This window comes from Piscirickettsia litoralis (genome assembly GCF_001720395.1).
GTDB lineage: Bacteria > Pseudomonadota > Gammaproteobacteria > Piscirickettsiales > Piscirickettsiaceae > Piscirickettsia > Piscirickettsia litoralis.
On record NZ_MDTU01000001.1, the window covers coordinates 1974438 to 1993243 of the forward strand.

Sequence of the window (18806 nt, forward strand, 5' to 3'; positions counted from 1 at the left end):
TGAAATTAAATCAATTTTTTCTTGCAAGTAAGTTGATTTAATATTACGTGGGTGGTCTGCAATAATTTCAGTTTCAAAGGCGATTCGTCCAGGGTTGTGATCGAAGACGATGACACGGTCAGCCATTTCTACCGCTTCTTCAACGCTATGAGTGACGATGACCATAGAATGGGTATTAATCGCTTTTTCTTGCCAAAGTCGAATAACATCTTTGCGTAATATATTTGCGGTACCGATATCCAAAGATGAAAAAGGTTCATCCATAAGTAAAATTTCAGGCTCGACGACGAAGGCACGAGCAAAGCCGACACGTTGACGCATACCCCCCGAAAGCTCTTTAGTATAAGCATTTTCATAGCCTTCTAGGCCAACCAAACGAATGGCTTCGAGTGCTTTAGGTTCACTCTCTGATTTAGGAATACCTTGAGCGTCAAGACCAAAGCGGACATTATCAAGCACAGTCAGCCAAGGCAGTAAAGCAAAGCTTTGAAACACCATAGAAATTTCTTCAATGGGCTTTTCGATTAAAGTATCACGATGGTAAACATTACCGCTAGAGGCTGGCAATAAACCAGAAATTGTACGCAAAAATGTTGATTTTCCTGCACCAGATTTACCTAAAATTGCAACGATTTCATTATCGTATAAAGTAAAGTCAATATTGTCTAAAATATGATGAATTTGTTTATCTTCACCCACCAATGTTTGGTTAACACTTTTTGTGTAAAGTAGAGTATTGTTGTTGGTCTGAGTAGTCATAGTTGTAGTTTGCATGAGTATTCTCCTACGCTTTGTAACGTGTTTCAGCAAGACGATAGAGTGGTTTCCAGATAAAAATAACGCAAAGTCCGACAAGGAAGCACAGTGCGGTGACTGCAAGAGCGGCCTGATGAAGTTGATTGTCACCGGTTGTTTGGGCAACTAAAGCACCTAGACCATCGGCTGCGATAGTTTGGCTGCCCCATTGTAAAAACTCTCCAGCGATGGCTGAATTCCAGGCACCACCTGCAGCGCTAATGATGCCGGTGACAATATATGGAAAAACAGCAGGTATCATAAATTTAAACCACCAATTCCAACCGGAGAGGCGAAAGCTTTTTGCCATTTCAAGCATGTCTTGTGGCAGAGATGCTGCTCCAGCGATGACATTAAAGAGGACATACCATTGGGTGCCGAGCATGATCAATGGGATCGTCCATAGGTTTAGTGATTGATGAGTAGCGATTAAAATAATGGTGATTACAGGAAAGAAAACATTAGGAGGAATAGCCGCCATGATTTGGATAATAGGCTGGAAAATTCGTGTTAAGCGTGGGCTTAAACCAATCCAAATGCCAATCGGCGTGAAAATAATCACACTCAGTATCATCGCAATGGCAACTCTTAATGTTGTTTTTAGCATTAATGGAATAAGGTAGGCCATACTACCGTTGGGGTAGAAATTCCACAGCTTATAACCTGCATAAATACAACCTGCACTGATCACTCCATACCATAAGGCCGTGCTAGTTTGTATTAAACTTTGTGGCAAGCGGGTTGGTTTGAGTTTAAAGGTATTGGCAACATGAGTCGGAAAGTTAACGAATGCGTGGCAGATGATACGAAAAAGATAGTTTATAGAATGAGTGAAGGTGCCTCGTTGCATAAGATTATAAAACCAAGAGCTATTATGTGAGCGTGATTGCACATTTTCATATTTAAATTTTTCTGACCATTTCACCAGTGGGCGAAATAAGAATTGATCAAAAATAATAATATTAATAGCAATGGCTGCGATTGCATAGAAAATTGCCTGTATATTCGCGTGGTCTAATGCAACTTGAATATAAGAGCCAACGCCAGGGAGCATGATCGTGTTATCACCGACGGGAATTGCCTCTGTAGCAACTAACGCAAACCACGCTGCAGATTGTGAGACCATCGTATTCCATAGCAAACCTGGAATAGAATAAGGCAATTCAATACGCCAGAAACGTTGCCATGCGTTCAAATGAAAAGCTTTGCCTGCTTCGACGAGTTCATCAGGAATAATACGCAAAGTTTGGTAAAAAATTAAGGCCATATTCCAGGCTTGGCTGGTAAAGACCCCAAAAATTGCTGCAGCTTCAAGTCCCATAATATTTTTAGGAAATAAAAATAAAAACAACGCTGTGGTAAAGGTTAAGAAGCCAACAAGCGGAGCAGACTCCATAAAGTTAATCACAGGGAGCAAGACACGCGCAATGTGCTTATTTTTGGCACAGGCATAGCCAGCAATAAGGGCAAATAGCGAGGAAAAAAGCATGCCTACGAGTAGGCGCATTGTTGTTCGCAGTGTGTAGTAAGGCAGGTGCTCAGGATTAAGTGAAATTGCTGCAACACTTTTTGCACCAATAAATTGGGCATGCATATCATGCCAGCCGATGTAGTAAAGGCCAATGAACAAGCCGATAAATATTAACGTGATAACATCACGTTTATTTAAGTGTAATTTAAAATTACGAGCTTTATAAGCAGGGCATACTGCTTGGGTAGAAAGTGAATTACTTTCGTACATAAAACTACCCTCGAAGTTTAATCAAGTCAATTTTTAAAAACAGATAATAAAGCAATTTATTAACGTTTTATTATTTTTTTATTAAGATGATGATGCCTTATCGCTTGGTTATTTTAATAGTGCTAACGATTAACTATGACAGGTCATAGCAATGTTATAGCGTACTTAAAGAAGGCAAGATATAAAGCAAGGATGTTGTTTTAGTGACAACTTGGTGGTTGCAGCGGAGTGCTGATTTTGTGTGGCATAGAAGCCTCCTTACATTTTCTCAATTTGGGGAGGTTGATTTTTATCAATTTGCGACAAATCTAAATCAAAAAATTATCGAAGTCAATAAAAAAATAACAAAAGATTGATTTTTATTTTTGGCCGGGTAGAATACATGAAACATTAGCCATATTACTTACCACTCAATTATAAAGGAGGTCTAAATATGCGCTGTTTTTATAGCTTACAACCTCCGAGTCCAAGCTCTTAACGCCTCTTTAAAAGTTATAAATTTTCATTACTATATTTTTGATTTTGTTAAATTTTATATAGCTTGATGTTTTATATCAATCTAATCTATTTATTTTGAAAACTCGCTGCATACAGGAGTTTATTATGCATTTTTAGTACTATTACGAGTCTTGCCGCAACGGGGGCAACTATTGGATTTTTTGTCGGGTTTATTAGGGAGTGGTGGAACAACTTTCTTGGTGCCGACACTGACCGCTTTTTTTACCTACTATCTGTCATTGCATGGGAATTCTGTGCACTTTGCTGTGTTTTCTGCTTTAACTATTTCAGCATTAACTTCATTAAGCAATATAACAACATACTTGAGACAAAATCTTATAAAACAGCAAGATTTGCTTGCTATTGCTCCCTGGTTATTGGTTGCTAATATTGTTGGTTTATGTTGTTCATCAAAAAATTCCAGCATTTATAAGTACGATTTTATTTGCTATTTTTTCATTATATTTATCTTACTCGATTTTTGTTAATCAAAAGCAAGGTGCTTTAATGGGGCGTTTGCCAGCAATGAGTAGCTGGGTTGGCTTTCAGTCTGGTTTGTTGGGTATTAGTGGCGGTAATATCGCATTTTCATATTTATCAAAAACGTCAATGAAAATTGAGCAATCGATTGCGCTGTCAACGTTTATTACATTCAGTGTATCAATGACAGGTTTTATTATTGGGTTGATTGGCAGTTCTCATGCGCATGTAACATGGGCAACAGGGTTTATTTATTGGCCTGCTGTGCTTTTAGTCACGCCGTTTTCTGCACTAATGGCGCCGTTTGGAGTGAGACTCGCTAAAGCGTTACCTGCGACCTTATTGAAGCTGATTTTTGCTTTGGTGATGCTTTGCTCGGCCTTATATATGCTAAGTAGTGTTGCTGCTGGATAAGTGCTGTAAAGATATAAAATATTAATGTGAAGAAGCTTTTTGGCATAAAAAAGGCGCTATTAAAGCGCCTTGTATTAAGTTAATAATATTGACTCTATTTTTTTGCGCGAGATGCACGTTTGCGGTCCGTTTCTGAAAGCATTTTCTTTCTTAAACGAATATGCTCAGGTGTGACTTCAACTAACTCATCATCTTCGATAAACTCAAGGGCTTGTTCGAGGGTAAAACGAATCGGTGGAGTGAGTTGAATGTTTTCATCTGTTCCGGAGGCGCGTACGTTGGTGAGCTGTTTGGCTTTTTGTACGTTAACGACTAAGTCGTTATTACGTGAATGAATGCCGATGATCATGCCTTCATAAGTATCAGTTTGCGGGCCGATAATCAGCTTGCCACGCTCTTGTAGGTTCCAGAGTGCAAAGCCGACGGCAGCACCGGTTGCATTCGCGATTAATACGCCGTTTTGACGTGTGATGATTTCTGATTCTTGCACATCACCATAATGGTCAAAGACGTGAGTCATGATGCCTGAACCTGAGGTCATGGTTAAAAAGTCGTTATGAAAACCGATTAAGCCTCGGGTTGGAATTTGATAGTCTAAACGGATACGACCTTTACCATCTGGGATCATATTGGTGAGTTGGCCACGACGTAGGCCAAGGCGCTCCATCACTGTTCCTTGATGCTGTTCCTCGATATCCAGCATAAGCTCTTCGAACGGCTCTTGGAGTTTGCCATCAATTTCTTTTAAAATCACCTCAGGGCGAGAAACACCCATTTCATAGCCTTCACGGCGCATGGTCTCAATTAAAATTGATAAGTGCAGCTCGCCACGACCAGAGACGCGGAATTTATCTGGATCTTCGGTATCTTCAACGCGTAATGCGACGTTATAGATTAACTCTTGCTCTAAGCGATCGCGAATCTGACGGCTGGTGACGTATTTGCCTTCTTTGCCGGCAAAAGGCGAGTTATTGACACAGAACATCATGCTGACGGTCGGCTCATCAACAGTCAAGGCAGGTAGAGCTTCGACTTTATCGGGTGAGCAGAAGGTTTCAGAAATAAATGGACGTTCGATACCTGTGACGCAAACAATGTCACCGGCAAAAGCTTCTTCGGTTTCAACGCGCTGTAAGCCATGATGAGTCATGATCTTTAAAATGCGACCAGAGCGCTCATTGCCATCATTATCAATGACACGAATAGCAGAATTGGTGCTTATTTTGCCACGATTGATGCGGCCGACTGCAATCGCGCCAACATAACTGGAGTAATCCAGTGAAGAGACTTGCATTTGGAAAGGGCCTTCAGGATCAACATCAGGTGCAGCCACTTTTTCTACAATGGTTTCGAATAAAGGTGTCATATCGCCACTTTGCTCAGCCTCATCAACGCTAGCATAGCCTTGTAGGGCAGAGGCGTAAACAACTGGGAAGTCAAGTTGCTCATCGGTTGCGCCGAGTTGGTCGAAGAGTTCAAAGACTTGGTCCATCACCCAGTCAGGGCGCGCGCCTGGGCGGTCGATTTTATTGATAACAACAATGGGATTTAAGCCTTGTTCAAAGGCCTTTTTAGTCACAAAGCGTGTTTGTGGCATCGGCCCATCAACGGCGTCGACCAATAGCAAGACAGAATCGACCATAGAAAGTACACGTTCAACCTCACCACCGAAGTCCGCGTGCCCCGGGGTGTCGACGATATTAATGTGGTAATCATTCCATTGGATGGCTGTATTTTTAGCGAGAATGGTGATACCACGCTCTTTTTCCAGATCATTAGAATCCATCATGCGCTCACCGCCTTCATTGCGGCCTAACGTACCTGATTGTTCTAACAATTTATCAACCAGTGTGGTTTTACCGTGGTCGACGTGGGCAATAATCGCAATATTGCGAAGCTTCTCTATCACAATGACATCCTCAATGCAGCATTCAATAATATAAATCTTTAGATGCCAAGGAGGGTAATGTTTTCCTCGCCAAGTGTAAAGTTTTCTCGGCTTTATTTAACTAAATTAACCCAAATTCATCAAAATTGATGCAAATAAGCCCAAAACAGCCCTAAATATTCGTGTATAACAATACGTGAGCGCTGTAAGTAGGCCGCTTGAGGTAAGTAATAAAAGCGTGGATGAATTTGCGCTATAAAGTCGCTGGGGGCGGCAATAGGCGACAATCCTTGTTGGTCGAAGAGCCAAAGCGCGCGCGGCAGGTGTGATGCTGAGGTAACTAAAGCAAATCTATTGTTTTTTAATAACTTTTTGATCATTATCGCTTGGGCTGCGGTATTTTTTGAAACATCATCGGTAATAATATGCTCTTTAGGAATACCGAGCGTAATTGCTGCTTGCTCTAATAATTCCGCTTCTATGGGGCTGCCAAGCACTGATCCACCTGAGACGACCAGCGTTATTGGGCGCCGCGCTTGTTGGTAGAGTCGCACAGCACTGACGATGCGTGCAACAGAGGCACGACTCAGCTCTGTGAAAGGAGAGGGTGTGGAAGCGGTGTGAGCGCCACCACCCAAGATAACAATCGTGTTTATATCATCAGGAAGTTTGGTTAAAGGGGAATGTTGTGATTCTAGTTTGTTCAGTAAGTATTGCGGTAAAAAGGGCGTGCTCCACAATGCCAGCCAGCTAATAGAGAATATTAAGAGTGTTAGGCTTGCTATGCGCGAATAAAATAGGCTTAAAGCGGCGAGGGCTAATAAAATAAAAAACAGTGGCAGCGGGTAAAGTAAGCTGCTCATAAACTTCATAAAATAAAAAGGCATTGTGACTCCTTTAACCCTTGTGCTCTAATAATAGGTGATTGAACGTTTAAAGTGTGGTTTTAGGAGATCTATAGTAATGACAATTATTGACGATATTCGTCATGCTCACCGTCTGACTGCGGGGTATCGCCTGAGTTTTTGGTTATCTTTTTTCCCTATGTTGTTTTTGTTATGTGCATCACAGCTATTGAATGAACATGCAGAGAAGAGCACTAGCATTGGCTTGACTGCATTGCAGCTTGTGATTCAACTGATTACCATATTTGCTGTCATTGGACTTTACCGTTTTGGCTTGTCTCGAGCGCGTGAGCAAGATTGCCATGTGTTTAGTACTGTCTGGAGTGTATCGAAATGGCGTCAAGGGCTTGCTTATCTTGGTGCTAGCATTCTTGTGGCGATTATTTTAATGGCCGGACAGCTGCTTATTGGTTTACTCGCACATATTTTGCCGGGTGAGCTGGTGCTTGCTTTGGCATTAGTTTATTTTTTGGTGATAGCCTTCGGTGCTGTATTTATCCCGCTGATTATACTCGATGGGCAACTGCCTTGGTATAAGGCGGTATTTGGTTCCTTTGTTTTGATCCGCTATGGTGTGAGTGACTTTTTACAATTTATCTTGGCAGCTTTGGTCATGATTATTGTGTCCATTTTTACGTTCGGTATTTTATTTATCTGGGTATTTCCTTTATTGTTTGTTTTAGCCGCTGGCACTTATCAGCGTTTATTGAATCGAGCCAAGAGTTAAGCTTAATACGCCGCTGTAATTTTCTTGTTGTGGTGTTGTGTGAGTGCTAGAAAACGCCGAATCAATAGCAAGGATGCGATAATTAAAGCAATAAGCATGGCGTAGCGTAAGCCGAGCGGGCCGATGGTGAAGATAAAAGCAAGGGCGATTCCCGTGGGTAAGGCGATGCCCCAGTAGCATAGAAAGCTGTTGAACATGGTGAACTTAGTTTCATAAAGCCCACGCAGGAAGCCGGCCATCACTGTGCGAATGCAATTTGCCAGTAGTGTAAATGCATTGATGATAAAAAACGCACTGGCCAGCTGGTAAATTTCTTCTGAAAGGGGTTCATCGGTATAAAGCCTAAGTAAATGCTCATTATGGAAAAGGTAGATAAAGCTTATTATCAGCATCAGTGCAAAGGCCATTGCCATGCCGATATAGCCTGCCGCGCGTAGCTGTTGTATGGAATGGCCTTGCCCCTTGGCTTGGCTGACAAAAATACTCACACTATGGGCGATACCAAGAGGAATTAACATGGCGATAATAGAGCATTGAGTGACGATTTGTTGAGCAGCAAGAGCCTGTGGGCCGAATGATCCCATCATAAAAACGGCTAGAGAAAGTGCACCGAGTTCAGCACAGGATTGGCCGGTGATGGGTAAACCAACCTTTAATATCTTTTTGCGTATTTTCTTCTCCCGTGCTTTTGGCTTTTGCCAAACAGAAAATTTCTTTAACGCAGGTGAGTAATAAAAAAATAATAAAATTAATAGAAAAGTCACACTATAGGCGATCACATTTGCAACAGCTAAGGCGTTGATACCAAGCTCGGGCAGGCCATAATTGCCATGAATGAATAAATAGGTGAGAGTGAGTATATTGACGCTGGTTAAGGCGCTAAATGTTAAAGCAAGACGGGGCTTACCGATGCCATAAAGAAACTGCTGGGCATTAATGCAAAATAAGCTAGGCAGGAGGCTTAACGCAATTATCTGAAGGTAATCACTACAAGGGGAAATGAGGTGAGCTGGTTGCCCAGCAAGCTTTAACAAAGGTTCAGCGCAGTATAATAGGGCAATCATAGGTAAAGCGATGATGGGGCCAAGTATAACCGCTTGACGCAAAACGGCAGCACAATAGTTATACTGCTTTCTTACCATGCTGCGTGCGCTAATCACACCGACGGCCAGAAATACTGACCAACAACCGATTTGTATCGGAGTAAATAAGGCGGTGATTAATGTGGTGGTGGCAAGGGCATCTTCACCCAGGCGAGCAATCATCAGTAGGCCGAACCAATTCGTTCCCACATTAAGGAAGCGACTTAGCATCATTGGTAGAGAAAGCCGTGCTAAGGCTGTAAATATCCTGAAGTTCGTCATTAGCGATGAGGCATGAAACGAGAAGGAATGTTTGCTTGTCTATTCACACTTTAAGTGTAGTGTGCTTTAGGGGGTTTGCTTACTTTAGAAGGTATTGAAACCAGTGCAATAAGCGCTTTTCTAACCAGCTTTGTGGTAAATAGCGTCCCTGGCCGAGAAAGCCAACGTGGCCACCATGATCATAAATTTCTGCCTGGCAAGAAGATGGAAATTGTGCGGGGATACAAGATGCTGGAATAATTGGATCATCTTTAGCATGGATGATTAGTGTTGGTGTTTTAATATCAGCAATAAAGTTCTGGCTGCTGCAAGATTGATAATAGTGTTCAGCCGAGTTAAAACCATGTGTTGGGGCTGTGACCTCTTCGTCAATTTGGCGAACGGTTTTAAGTTGCTGTAAGCGCTTTTTAGATATGCTTAAATCAACGCCATGATCGATTTTGTTTTGTACAGTGCGCTTGAGGCTTTTTAGGAAGCTGTATTGATAAAGTTTATTCGCTGGTTTTTCAAGCTGTGCACAGGCGCTAGAGAGATTAAAGGGGGTGGAGACGGCAGCAGCACCCTGCAATGGGTTAAGTGAGTTCTCACCCAGGTATTTTAGTAAAGCATTTGCACCAAGGGAGAAACCAGCGGCGAATAGAGGGCAGTTAGGATAGTATTGACGAAGATGATCAATTACTGTGGCAATATCCTGACTTTGGCCGGCATGATAGCCTTCTGCGAGTTGATTGACGCGCCCATCACAGCCGCGAAAATGCAAAGTAACCATACTGAAGTGATAATGATGCGCTTGATGCATTAAGGCCTGGATGTAAGCTGAGTGGGCTGAGCCTTCAAGTCCGTGAATGAGGAGTAAAATGGGCTGTGTATGGATGAGATGTTGATTTAGCCAGACAAGTTCAAGTTGATCTCCAGGAATATCTACGTACTCATGGCTAAGCTTAAGCGTTGAGTTAGGTTTGCGCAGGCTTGCGAGTATTGTCTGCAAGTGGGGATTTTTAATGGACCAATGGGCTTTAAAAGGAGGGTAAGTCATATTGATTACTCCTTTAGCATCTGTATTGTATCTTAACTAAACAAAAAGCCCCGGAAACGGGGCTTTTTTGAAAATTAAATCTCTCAGGCGAGGTGCTGATTATTTAATTTTTGCTTCTTTATAAAGAACGTGCTTACGAACAACAGGATCATACTTTTTAAATTCAAGTTTATCTGTTGTTGTACGTTTGTTCTTATCAGTTGTGTAAAAGTGACCTGTACCGGCACTAGAAACTAATTTGATTTTATCACGCATAGTTAAGCTCCTTAAACTTTCTCACCGCGAGCACGGATCTCAGCAAGAACTGAGTCAATGCCTTTTTTATCGATGATGCGCATACCTTTAGAGCTAACGCGTAGACGAACAAAGCGTTGTTCACTTTCCACCCAAAAACGGTGGTGATGTAAATTTGGCAAGAAACGACGACGCGTTTTGTTATTTGCGTGAGAAACATTGTTCCCAGTCATCGGACCTTTACCAGTAATTTGACAAATTCTGGACATTTCGTTACCTATACCTCAAAACCTGAGCTTAGAAATTCTTATCAGGGGCCAATTTATACCAGAATCACGGATTGAATGCAAATCAAATTCGAGCACTCCTGGTGATTAAGACTGTTTTGCTGACTTTATTTCTAGTAGAATCTTGCAGACGTAATCATTTGAAGGTAAATCGTGATCAATGTTGAAGAATAAAAAGGTTCTCCTTGCAATCAGTGGTGGTATCGCAGCCTATAAATCTGCAGAGCTAGTGCGCCGCTTAATCGAGCAGGGTGCCAAGGTACAAGTGGTGATGACGCAGGGCGCGCAGGCTTTCATTACCCCGCTGACATTGCAGGCACTTTCAGGGCGGCCAGTACGAGATTCTTTACTCGACTCAACAGCTGAGGCGGCCATGGGGCACATCGAGCTTGCGCGCTGGGCAGATTTGATATTGATCGCACCTGCGACAGCGGATGTGATTGCGAAACTGGTCGCAGGTATCGCGGATGACTTATTGACTACTTTATGTCTTGCATCAACAGCGCCGCTTGCTATTGCGCCAGCGATGAACCAGCAGATGTGGCAGGCGAGAGCAACGCGTGACAATATTCACACTTTAAAAGCACGGGGTGTAGCAATTTGGGGTCCTGCCTGTGGTGAGCAAGCCTGTGGTGAGATTGGACCGGGACGGATGTTAGAACCTGTGCAATTGTGTGATCAGGTGTGTCAGCAGTTAACATTAAAATCAGACTTTGCTGGTAAAGTTGTCCTGATTACTGCAGGGCCAACCCGTGAAAACATTGATCCTGTGCGTTATCTGTCGAATTACAGTTCGGGTAAGATGGGCTATGCCTTGGCAGAAATGGCGAGGCGTCGTGGTGCGAAGGTTATTTTAGTCAGTGGCCCGGTACGCCTAGCAGCGCCTGCGGGTGTGACTGTATTGAGTGTTGAAAGTGCTTTACAGATGCGTGATGCGGTAATGGCGCATGTGAAAGAGGCTGATATTATGATCGGCGCGGCTGCCGTGGCAGATTTTCGTCCTGAACATTGTGAAGGGCAGAAAATTAAAAAAGGGGCTGCAACCTCGATGCAACTTCATTTGGTGAAAAATCCGGATATTATTGCTGAAGCATCGACTCATCCACAGCGTCCTTTTACAGTTGGTTTTGCAGCTGAGACACATAATCAAGAAGAATATGCGAATAAAAAATTGATTGAAAAAGAGCTAGATATGATCGCGATGAATGATGTGAGTCGCAAAGATATTGGTTTTAACAGCGATGAAAATAGTTTGCGTGTATTGTGGCGAGAAGGTGAAGCTGTTATTGAAAAGGCGAGTAAATTAATTGTTGCCGATCAGCTTTTGAACGAGATTAAGGATCACTATGAAGCAAAAAGTAAAAATTAAAGCATTATCTGAAAAAATAGGCCGAGACATCGCCTTACCTGAATATGGTACGGTAGGCTCTGCAGGGCTAGATTTGCGCGCTTGTATCGATCAGCCTTTGCAACTGGCTCCAGGCGCGGTGGAGTTAATCCCGACAGGACTTGCGATGTATTTAGAAGACCCTAATCTGGCCGCGATGATCTTACCACGCTCAGGACTGGGCCATAAGCACGGCATTGTGCTTGGGAACTTAGTGGGTTTGATTGATTCAGATTATCAAGGAGAACTGAAGGTTTCCTGTTGGAACCGAGGTCAAGATCACTACGCAGTTGAGCCGGGTGAGCGCATTGCCCAGATGGTGCTCGTGCCTGTGGTGCAAGCCGACTTTGAGCTTGTTGATGACTTTGATGCGTCGGTACGCGGTGAAGGTGGCTTTGGTCATACAGGCAATCATTAAGGTAGTTATTATGAAAAATATTCAATCACTTAAAAGTATTTTCCGCGCTTATGATATTCGCGGCACTGTGGGTGATCAGCTGACTGCTGAGTTTACTTATTGGTTGGGCCGTGCCGTGGGCAGCGAAGCGCTCGCACATGGTGAGAGCATGGTGGCAGTAGGGCGTGATGGTCGTTTGTCGGGGCCTGAACTTGTTGAGGGTTTGATCAAAGGTCTATTGGCAAGTGGCGTTGATGTTGTCAATGTTGGGCGTATTCCCACACCGGTCTTATATTTTGCCGCAGCGACAGAATGTCGCTCTGGAGTGATGGTCACCGGCAGTCACAACCCACCGAACTATAATGGTTTTAAAATGGTGATCGCCGGCAAATCTGTTGCGGGGGGTTGGGTGCAAAAGCTCTATCAACGCATAGAATCTCAACAACTTGAAGAAGGTCAGGGCCAGCTTGTCGAAAAAGACCTAAGGGAGATTTATCTAAACCGCATCACTAGTGATGTTAAAGTGCCTGAACCGCTGAAGGTGGTTGTTGATGCGGGTAATGGTGTTGCAGGTGAGCTAGGGCCAGAGTTGCTGCATCGCTTAGGTTGTGAAGTCGATAAGCTATATTGCGAGATTGATGGCACTTTCCCAAACCACCACCCAGATCCAAGTAAGCCTGAAAACTTACAAGATTTAATTGCCAGGGTAAAAGAAACGGGTGCGGATCTAGGCTTAGCCTTTGATGGTGATGGGGATCGCTTGGGTGTGGTATCACCTCAAGGTGAGATCATTTGGCCAGATCGCCAAATGATGCTTTATGCCAAAGGTGTGCTAGATGAGCGTCCGGGTGAAGAAATCTTATATGATGTGAAGTGCTCACGTAATGTGGCCAAAGAAATTGAGCGTGCCGGTGGCGTAGCAACCATGTGTCAGACCGGCCATTCTCTTGTTAAAGCTAAAGTGAAAGAGACAGGTTCCCCTCTTGCCGGTGAGATGAGTGGTCATATTTTCTTTAATGATCGTTGGTATGGTTTTGATGATGCACTTTATACCGCAGCGCGTTTGCTGGAAATTTTGGCACGTGATTCTCGTGCGGTTGAAGACGTGTTTAAGAGCTTACCCGATAGCATTAATACTCCGGAGATTAATGTGGCTGTTAGTGAAGCGCGTAAATTTGAGCTAATGGCAGAATTAGTGAAAGCGGCGGATTTTCCTGATGGAAAAATCATCAGTATTGATGGCTTACGCATTGAGTTTGCAGATAGCTGGGCATTAATTCGACCATCGAATACGACGCCTTGTTTTGTTTTGCGTTTTGAGGCTGACAGTCAAGAGGCGTTAATTAAAACTCAAGAAAGGATTAAAGCGTTTTTGCATACGCATGAGCCTAATTTAGAGTTAAATTTCTAAATTTGTAGAGTCAAAAAAGCAGCCTTGAGCTGCTTTTTTTTATGACGATAAGGTAATTAGTTAGAGCGATAAGGGGGTGTTATGGAAAAAGCAACATTTGCAGCAGGTTGTTTTTGGGGGGTGGAAGCCTCATTTCGTAAGCTTACAGGGGTGGTTGATACACGTGTAGGCTATATTGGCGGCCATGTAGAGAATCCAGGCTATGAAGCAGTCTGTACAGGGAAGACTGGCCATGTTGAAGCTATCGAAATTGATTATGATCCTGCTCTAATGAGTTATTTAGATTTGGTGAATCACTTTTGGCAATGCCACAATCCAACGACTTTAAATCGCCAAGGCCCTGACATCGGTAGCCAGTATCGTTCAGTGATTTTTTATCATAATGCTGAGCAAAAAGAGATAGCAGAACAAAGCAAAGTCGCGCAGGCGGTTAATTTTAGCAGCGAGATTGTCACAGACATTGTCGACGCCAGTGTTTTTTACTTAGCAGAAGAGTATCATCAACGTTATTTTGAGAAGCAGGGTAAAGAAGGGATGTGTTATATACGCTAGTCAAAGAGAGCGAAACTTAACTATCCTTATTGATAAGGCGGAGTTTTATTTTATAGGTTTAAGGATATGGACCAAGCTCAAGGACAAGAGCTTTATCGAATGATCATGGCAAGACATTACCTAAAATCAGCGGTAAAGCTAGGCAGTTACGTTTTATCTCATGAACGTGAGTTAGCGAAAGGAATTAAAAAGAAACTAGAACGCACGGTCATACTTTATTACAGTATTCCTTTTCGTCATACCTGTTCATGGGGGCGTTGAGTGGTGAGTTTATTCCTGATTCAAGCCTTCATAATGAGCTTTTGCAAGCATCAGAGCAAATACTGGGCGTTAAAGATACGGCGATTCGCTTTTTTCGGGAAAAAGATCAGAATGATATTTATTGCTATAGCTTAAATCAACCGAGCATATGTGCTGGAAAAATATCGGCTTCTGTGGTTTTGCTAGGCAAACCATTGCAAGAGAAACTTGAAGAGAAAATTAATAGCCTTGGTAATCAGGTTGAATTTAATCGTGCTTCTGATGAGGTGGAAATACATCTTGATGGCACTATTTCTAGTAAATAATTATACTTTAATCGCAAAGTGGTTGAGCTTATAAGCATGTCTTTTTTTGCTTCATTGTGTGTTTTATATTTTGCAGTTTTTGCTGTGCTTACTTATGCTTTACTCTATGCTTATACAGACTTAAATCTCTATTTGATCATTGAGATTGCAAGTTTGGCTGGGATTATCGGTATTTTATTTCCAGTGATTAACATGATGTTGCATAAGGTAAAACGACGGAAAAGGCGTTATTCTGACTCTTGGCAACGTGAAAAAAATGATGCCGAACATAGCATTACTCACTTAAGAAAGCAGATCGAGTGGTTTCATCGCCATGAAAATGATAGTGGCTTGTCTCATCGCTTAACCTGTAAGCAGTCGATAAGCCGGCTCCATAGTGCTTTGTTACCGATTCATAATCACCGAATCATCAAAACAGAGGTGATGGTGCTTTGTAATGAATTGTTTGAGTTAACAGACAGAAGTCACACTCAAGGCCACCATTTAACGGGCGACGCTGTTGCTAAGCTTAAAGCCCTAGAGCAAGCGCTGATCGACCCCTACATAAAAGATACCGAATCGGCGGATCTGCTCAGATAGTTACTCTTGCTGGAATTTTTTGCACTGCGCTCGCTTCTTTGACTCGTGATAAGTGCTCGGAGAGTGTGTGTTTGCGTTTAATGGCAATGCCAATGGCAAGCGCGTCGATAATGCTCAGATGAACAAGACGTGAAATCATGGGGGTATATAATTCGGTATCATTGGTTGCTGTCGTTGTGAGCCCCAAGGTCACAACTTTGGCTAACGGGGTGCCACGACTGGTAATGCCGATCACTGTCGCTCCTGCATTCTTGGCAAGTTTGACGCTTTCAATGATTTCTTTTGTGCGGCCACTGCGCGAGATGGCGAGCATGACATCTCCCTGGCTGAGCATGAGGGCCGTCATGCTTTGCATGTGCGAATCCATACAGGCAATGGCGGGAATGGACAAGCGGAACATTTTATGTAGAGCATCTTGGGCAACAACGCCAGAGGCACCAAAACCAAAAATGCCAACCCGCCTTGCGCCTAGAATGGTTGCAATGGCCTCATCTAACATGCTGGCATCGATATCATGTTGAGCATTTTGAAGGGCGATTGCGGCGCCTTTGAATATTTTCTCTTTTAAAGTTTCACTGTTATCTTCTGCTCTGATCACTGTTGAAATAGTGGGTTCTTTTGGTTGACTAACAAGGCTTTGTGCAAGTTTTAGTTTAAAGTCTTGATAACCTTGGCAGCCGATGCTACGACAAAAACGCAAGACGGTCGGTTCGCTGACATCGGCCTGACGAGCCAGGTCGGTGATGCTAAGTTGAATTGCTGTTTGGTTGTTGCTAAGAACCCATTCACCGACTTTGCGCTCCGATTTACGCAGTTCGGCGAGGAAGTTTTGAATATGTTGTAATAAGCTGCTCATGCTATTATATCACTCTAAAATAAAAATATAGGTAAATTTACTACATTTTAGCATAATTTTGATTTTTTGTTACATTCTTCTTGATTTTTGTAGTTTATTTTGCATTTTATGGGGGCTTATGGCATAGTGAGCCTGGTTTCACAATTTGAATTGAACGTTTCGTCTATGTTTAGGGGAGGTTCGGTTTTCTTGTGAGGCGACACTCCTTAAAATTTTTGCGCACGTGTTTTAACGCCTGCGCATTTTTTTGTCCTCAATGAAGGCTATTTACTTTTTGTTAGAGGATTGGTAGAATCGGCCGATATTTGGCGCAATCTGGCGCTTAACGAGTTTTTAAAAAGCATATGCGGTGCCTGTCTAAGCAGGGTGGCGGCATATCATTAATGAGGTATATATCATGAGAGAAGGCATCCACCCAAAATATGAGAATGTGAGTGTTGAATGTAGCTGTGGTAACAAGTTTACAACTCGCTCAACTTTAGCAAAAGACGAGCTTCAAATTGAAGTCTGCTCAGCTTGCCATCCTTTCTATACAGGAACACAAAAAGTTCTTGATTCTGGCGGTCGTGTGGATAAATTCAAGAAGCGTTATGCGCGTTTTGGCAAGAAAGCATAATTCGCCTGCTAATTACAAATTTTGTTAAAAAAGCGCCTTCTAGGCGCTTTTTTTATGGCATTATATTGAGGATGTGAAATTGTTCGACTAAGCGAGGATGTAATGAGCAATACAGAATCAAAGCAAGCAGCGTTAGATTATCACTCTAAACCTGCACCAGGGAAGCTGAGCATTGCGGTGACAAAGTCCATGGAAACCCAGCACGATCTTTCTTTGGCTTATAGCCCAGGTGTTGCAGAGCCAGTGCGTGAAATCGCTGAAGATCCAAATGCAGCTTACCGCTATACCTCTAAAGGGAATACCGTTGCAGTCATTAGTAATGGTAGTGCGGTGCTTGGTTTAGGCAATGTAGGTGCTTTAGCCAGTAAGCCGGTGATGGAAGGAAAAGCAGCGTTGTTTAAGCGCTTTGCCAATATTGATGCGATTGATATCGAAGTTGATGCGGATAACCCGTCTGATCTGATTAATACAGTGGCGAGGATCTCGCCGAGCTTTGGTGGGATTAACCTTGAAGATATTAAAGCACCTGAATGTTTCCAGGTTGAGCATGCATTGCATGAGCGTTTAGATATTCCGGTATTTCATGATGATCAACATGGTACGGCAATTACCATTGCTTCTGGTCTTTTAAATGCGCTTGAATTACAAGGCAAAGAGTTAAAAGATTGCAATATCGTCTGTGCTGGGGCCGGTGCTGCTGGTTTAACCTCCATGCGCTTATTAACGACTTTAGGTGCGTCACGAGATAAGATCTTTGTGGTTGATCGCGAAGGGGTGATTCACTCTGAGCGTCAACGCTTAAACCCTTATAAATATGCGTTTGCGATTGAAACGGATAAGCGTAGCTTAGAAGATGCAGTACGTGATGCTGATGTCTTTATTGGCCTATCAGCACCGAATATTTTAACGCCAGAAATGCTGACTTCGATGGCACCACGCCCAGTTATTTTTGCTTTATCTAATCCAGATCCAGAAATCCACCCTGCTGTGGCTCATAAAATACGTGATGATATTATTATGGCAACAGGGCGTAGTGATTTTCCTAATCAGGTGAATAATTTATTGGTCTTTCCTTTTATTTTTCGTGGTGCCCTGGATGTACGTGCTAAACGCATTAATATGGAGATGCAAGTGGCGGCTGTCAATGCGGTACGTGATTTAGCCCATGAGCCAGCACCTAAAGAAGTGGTCAATGCTTATGGAAAAGATGAGGTGCTAAGTTTTGGTGCTGAATATATTTTACCTAAACCCATTGATCCACGCTTAAAAGAGTGTGTTCCTGCTGCCGTTGCAAAAGCTGCAATAGAAACAGGTGTTGCTCAATTGGGCTACCCTTCACATTATCCAAAAATAGATTAAGTTTTTAATAATCTAATTTAAATCCGTTTAAAAGCTGCTATTTAGCGGCTTTTTTATTTTTTGTTTTTTGTAATCTTATAAGCGCAGCGCCTGGCGCCCTGAATAATATGCTCAGTTCGGCTGACTTTAACCTTATCTCCCAGAACGTTTTGAAAAACTTCCAGCTCTGAGCGGCAAAAATTTTGGCAGTGTTTTGCAGCAATGCAAATAGGGCAATGATTTTCGAGTAAATAAAAACAATCGTCTGCTTTTTTGACTTCTGCCATATAGCCTTCTTGCCTACGTAGTTTAGCCAGGGCTTTTAGTTTATTTTCTAAGTGATTATGCTGATCAATCTCTTGCTGATAGAGCTTGAGCATTTGATGTTCTCGAGTTTGAATAATTTGATCCAAGCCGTTTTCACCAAAAGCACTATTGATGCTTTGAATCAAACTTACAGCCAGTTCAGCATGGCTATCTGGGAATTGCTGCTCGGCTTTTTCTGTAGTGCACCAAAAGCGCTTGGGGCGACCACGTTGTGCATTATCTTCATAGTGAGAAACCAGACCTTCTTGCTCTAAGCGGTGCAACTGTTGACGTGCGCCCATAGAAGTGAGTTCGAGCGTGTCAGCCAGTTCTTGAGCCATTTTTGGCCCTTTAGTCTTTAATAAATAAAGAATTTTATCTCTAGTGCTCTGTTCGTCTTTCATGTTAGTCATTTAAATAAACTTTTGT

Annotated in this window: 22 protein-coding genes; 12 read left to right on the forward strand and 10 right to left on the reverse strand. The window is 42.7% G+C overall.

The features are described 5' to 3' along the window. Together BGC07_RS09775 and BGC07_RS09780 are read right to left on the reverse strand one after the other, a co-directional pair. On the reverse strand, window positions 1-774 hold a 774-nt coding region (locus BGC07_RS09775), incomplete at its 3' end, for an ABC transporter ATP-binding protein (protein WP_069312950.1). 10 nt (window positions 775-784) lie between these two features. Continuing rightward, entirely contained in the window at window positions 785-2536 is a 1752-nt protein-coding gene (locus BGC07_RS09780) for an ABC transporter permease (protein ID WP_077216843.1), read from the reverse strand. A 698-nt stretch (window positions 2537-3234) separates the two neighbouring features. Here BGC07_RS09780 and BGC07_RS23265 point away from each other — a divergent pair. Further along, a complete protein-coding gene (locus BGC07_RS23265; protein WP_268801711.1) occupies window positions 3235-3522 on the forward strand; it encodes a hypothetical protein in 288 nt (95 codons plus the stop codon). Continuing rightward, complete coding sequence (locus tag BGC07_RS09785) at window positions 3425-3928, forward strand: TSUP family transporter (RefSeq protein WP_268801648.1); 504 nt, start codon at window positions 3425-3427, stop codon at window positions 3926-3928. Before BGC07_RS23265 ends, BGC07_RS09785 begins: the two co-directional genes overlap by 98 nt. Window positions 3929-4022: 94 nt before the next feature. Here the strand turns inward: BGC07_RS09785 and typA are convergent, their stop codons facing one another. Continuing rightward, entirely contained in the window at window positions 4023-5837 is a 1815-nt protein-coding gene (gene typA, locus BGC07_RS09790; protein WP_069312952.1) for a translational GTPase TypA, read from the reverse strand. Between the two features lie 119 nt (window positions 5838-5956). Next, window positions 5957-6703: a YdcF family protein gene (locus BGC07_RS09795; protein ID WP_069312953.1), complete on the reverse strand. Its 747-nt coding sequence runs from the start codon at window positions 6701-6703 to the stop codon at window positions 5957-5959. A gap of 76 nt (window positions 6704-6779) precedes the next feature. Here BGC07_RS09795 and BGC07_RS09800 point away from each other — a divergent pair, with 76 nt between their 5' ends. After that, window positions 6780-7448: a hypothetical protein gene (locus tag BGC07_RS09800; RefSeq protein ID WP_069312954.1), complete on the forward strand. Its 669-nt coding sequence runs from the start codon at window positions 6780-6782 to the stop codon at window positions 7446-7448. A 2-nt stretch (window positions 7449-7450) separates the two neighbouring features. Here the strand turns inward: BGC07_RS09800 and BGC07_RS09805 are convergent, their stop codons facing one another. From BGC07_RS09805 to rpmB, 4 genes are all read right to left on the reverse strand, one after another. Further along, window positions 7451-8812, reverse strand: a complete 1362-nt coding sequence (locus tag BGC07_RS09805) for an MATE family efflux transporter (protein WP_235603077.1) — start codon at window positions 8810-8812, stop codon at window positions 7451-7453. A gap of 79 nt (window positions 8813-8891) precedes the next feature. Then, window positions 8892-9848, reverse strand: a complete 957-nt coding sequence (locus tag BGC07_RS09810) for a YheT family hydrolase (protein WP_069312956.1) — start codon at window positions 9846-9848, stop codon at window positions 8892-8894. A gap of 99 nt (window positions 9849-9947) precedes the next feature. Continuing rightward, window positions 9948-10103 carry a 50S ribosomal protein L33 gene (gene rpmG, locus BGC07_RS09815; protein ID WP_069312957.1) on the reverse strand — a complete coding sequence of 52 codons (156 nt, stop codon included), beginning with the start codon at window positions 10101-10103 and terminating at the stop codon, window positions 9948-9950. 11 nt (window positions 10104-10114) lie between these two features. Beyond that, window positions 10115-10351 (reverse strand): 50S ribosomal protein L28, encoded by a 237-nt coding sequence (gene rpmB / locus BGC07_RS09820; RefSeq protein ID WP_069312958.1) that lies wholly within the window; start codon window positions 10349-10351, stop codon window positions 10115-10117. A gap of 178 nt (window positions 10352-10529) precedes the next feature. Between rpmB and coaBC the strand changes: the two genes are divergently transcribed. The 7 genes from coaBC (at window position 10530) to BGC07_RS09855 (ending at window position 15261) form a co-directional block, all read left to right on the forward strand. Further along, complete coding sequence (coaBC, locus tag BGC07_RS09825; protein WP_069312959.1) at window positions 10530-11738, forward strand: bifunctional phosphopantothenoylcysteine decarboxylase/phosphopantothenate--cysteine ligase CoaBC; 1209 nt, start codon at window positions 10530-10532, stop codon at window positions 11736-11738. Next, the gene (gene dut / locus BGC07_RS09830; protein ID WP_069312960.1) at window positions 11716-12174 is read left to right on the forward strand and encodes a dUTP diphosphatase; all 459 of its coding nucleotides are present in this window, start codon (window positions 11716-11718) and stop codon (window positions 12172-12174) included. Before coaBC ends, dut begins: the two co-directional genes overlap by 23 nt. A gap of 10 nt (window positions 12175-12184) precedes the next feature. Then, the gene (locus BGC07_RS09835) at window positions 12185-13564 is read left to right on the forward strand and encodes a phosphomannomutase/phosphoglucomutase (protein WP_069312961.1); all 1380 of its coding nucleotides are present in this window, start codon (window positions 12185-12187) and stop codon (window positions 13562-13564) included. 81 nt (window positions 13565-13645) lie between these two features. Further along, window positions 13646-14116 (forward strand): peptide-methionine (S)-S-oxide reductase MsrA, encoded by a 471-nt coding sequence (gene msrA / locus BGC07_RS09840; RefSeq protein WP_069312962.1) that lies wholly within the window; start codon window positions 13646-13648, stop codon window positions 14114-14116. A gap of 66 nt (window positions 14117-14182) precedes the next feature. After that, window positions 14183-14377: a hypothetical protein gene (locus BGC07_RS09845; RefSeq protein ID WP_069312963.1), complete on the forward strand. Its 195-nt coding sequence runs from the start codon at window positions 14183-14185 to the stop codon at window positions 14375-14377. Further along, window positions 14374-14682 (forward strand): hypothetical protein, encoded by a 309-nt coding sequence (locus tag BGC07_RS09850; protein ID WP_069312964.1) that lies wholly within the window; start codon window positions 14374-14376, stop codon window positions 14680-14682. The genes BGC07_RS09845 and BGC07_RS09850 overlap by 4 nt, the downstream gene beginning before the upstream one ends. Window positions 14683-14718: 36 nt before the next feature. Beyond that, window positions 14719-15261, forward strand: a complete 543-nt coding sequence (locus BGC07_RS09855; protein ID WP_069312965.1) for a hypothetical protein — start codon at window positions 14719-14721, stop codon at window positions 15259-15261. On the opposite strand, the gene BGC07_RS09860 is transcribed toward BGC07_RS09855, so the two are convergent. Then, on the reverse strand, window positions 15254-16117 hold the full coding sequence (locus BGC07_RS09860) for an SIS domain-containing protein (protein WP_069312966.1): 864 nt from the start codon (window positions 16115-16117) through the stop codon (window positions 15254-15256). The genes BGC07_RS09855 and BGC07_RS09860 overlap by 8 nt on opposite strands. Window positions 16118-16514: 397 nt before the next feature. Between BGC07_RS09860 and rpmE the strand changes: the two genes are divergently transcribed. After that, entirely contained in the window at window positions 16515-16733 is a 219-nt protein-coding gene (gene rpmE, locus BGC07_RS09865) for a 50S ribosomal protein L31 (RefSeq protein ID WP_069312967.1), read from the forward strand. Window positions 16734-16835: 102 nt separating this feature from the next. Then, window positions 16836-18092, forward strand: a complete 1257-nt coding sequence (locus tag BGC07_RS09870; RefSeq protein WP_069312968.1) for a malic enzyme-like NAD(P)-binding protein — start codon at window positions 16836-16838, stop codon at window positions 18090-18092. A 53-nt stretch (window positions 18093-18145) separates the two neighbouring features. On the opposite strand, the gene BGC07_RS09875 is transcribed toward BGC07_RS09870, so the two are convergent. Further along, window positions 18146-18790, reverse strand: coding sequence for a helix-turn-helix transcriptional regulator (locus BGC07_RS09875; protein ID WP_069312969.1), 645 nt, complete (start codon window positions 18788-18790; stop codon window positions 18146-18148). Window positions 18791-18806: the final 16 nt, after the last annotated feature.